This is a genomic window from Oleiphilus sp. HI0080, from assembly GCF_001635135.1.
On record NZ_LWFU01000476.1, the window covers coordinates 1 to 1,637 of the forward strand.

Here is a 1,637-nt window from a genome sequence, read left to right on the forward strand (position 1 = left end):
ACGCACCGCTACTGCCATACGGACGCAAGCGCATATCTACGCGATAGACAAAGCCGTCTACAGTTCGCGCATCAAGCACATGTATTAACCGCTGACCCAGCTTGGCAAAAAACTGGTGATTGTCGATAGGCTTTCTGGGGTGGTCCGTTTCGCCACTGGCCGGATAGGCGAAGATCAAATCAATATCCGATGAAACATTCAGCTCTTTCGCGCCAAGTTTGCCCATACCGAGGACAATCATCTGCTGCTCGCCGCCCTCTCGATCACGCGGCACACCGTGCTTCTCGCTCAGCATTCGGTGCAGCCACTCTGCAGCCTGCTGAATGCAGACATCGGCCAAAGCAGACGCCTCGGATAAAGTGGAATCGAGTGTTGAATCAGTTGCTGGATCAGTTGCTGGATCAAGAGCACCAAGATTACACATATCCCGCCAGATAATGCGCGCCTGCTCGGCATTACGAAATTGCCGAAGCACCGCCATAAGCTGGTCTTCGGTTTCACATGCCTGGACTTGAGGCGCAAGCAACTCGCGCATCTGAGACTCATTGCGCCCACAAAAAAGCGGAGAACCTGCATCAAGCAAGTTTACAATCAGCTCGGGCCTTCGCTGCAACACCTCAGCGACGAATGGGCTAAGCCCCAAGCCCTTTACGAGTAAGTTAAATTGGCGCTGACTAAGCGTTGATATCTCTGAGGCTTCTTGGAGACGCTCAAGCGCTTGTTGTGCAGGTTTTTGAAGTGACGCTGGTAAACCCGAAAGGGCAGTGCTTAATTCCATAAACGTGAAGTGCCATGAAGTGATTCAACTTATTTATCAGTCTAGCAGCGCCCTCTTCTCTAAGTAACCAACGACGAGGATGATTTTTCTACAGCATTGCAATTCTTGCTTAAGATCAAGCACAGCCGAGAGTCTAAGTGCACGGTAACAGGACAAACACCGGCTAAGTGCATGCCCAAAATAAGCGGCCACCATCCGCCCTTAGCGAAGAACAGAGCAATACTAAAACGTCACGAACAAAACAGAATATAGCCACGCTGCGCTTTACTTATATCGTCGGCGCGCAAGGGGAGCTTTTGGCAGAGAGTTGTACTTAATTCGAGCATAGCTGCATGCGGTTCTTTTGCAGCACTGCCGCTATGGCTCAGCCCATCAGATCGTTCATCTAGCTCAACCGACTCGCATACCTTAGCGCTTCCGAGGTACTCAATCTCGACCTCATGTATCGGCTGTGCCTTTTTCGTACCCGGAACGGTGATCTCCCCCTCGTCCAAGACTAACTCGAAGTGGTGGCCACCCCATTGAACAATCTTGGCGGTACGCTGAAAATCGGTTCGAAATACGGGCTTTAACTGCAAATTGGTAGCATGTAACTGTGCAGTCCAAACATCGAGCGACTCCAACGCTTTAGTGCTCAAAATAGGCTTCGCTAATTCCCATTCCCATTCTCCCCGCTGCGAAACGCCATTCACGCTTTTGCCTGCGGTTTTAAGCGTTTGGATATAACGGGTATTAGGCGCAACGCCTTTTTTTCGAATCCGCAAAGCCACTTTATTCTTATGAAGCGTCAGATCTTCGGTATCAAAATAGATATTTTCAAGCTGCATGATCTTAATTTGCGCTGCATTGTCTTGGGTTA

1 protein-coding gene and 1 pseudogene are annotated in these 1,637 nt (G+C 49.9%); both read right to left on the minus strand.

Annotation, left to right across the window (positions count from 1 at the left end; all coding sequences use genetic code 11):
- Positions 1-778: pseudogene (locus A3751_RS09910) on the minus strand (bifunctional glutamine synthetase adenylyltransferase/deadenyltransferase); the annotation flags it as partial.
- Positions 779-1,008: 230 nt separating this feature from the next.
- Positions 1,009-1,637 (minus strand): CYTH domain-containing protein (locus A3751_RS09915; protein WP_156492362.1); only part of this gene is annotated, 629 nt, incomplete at its 5' end.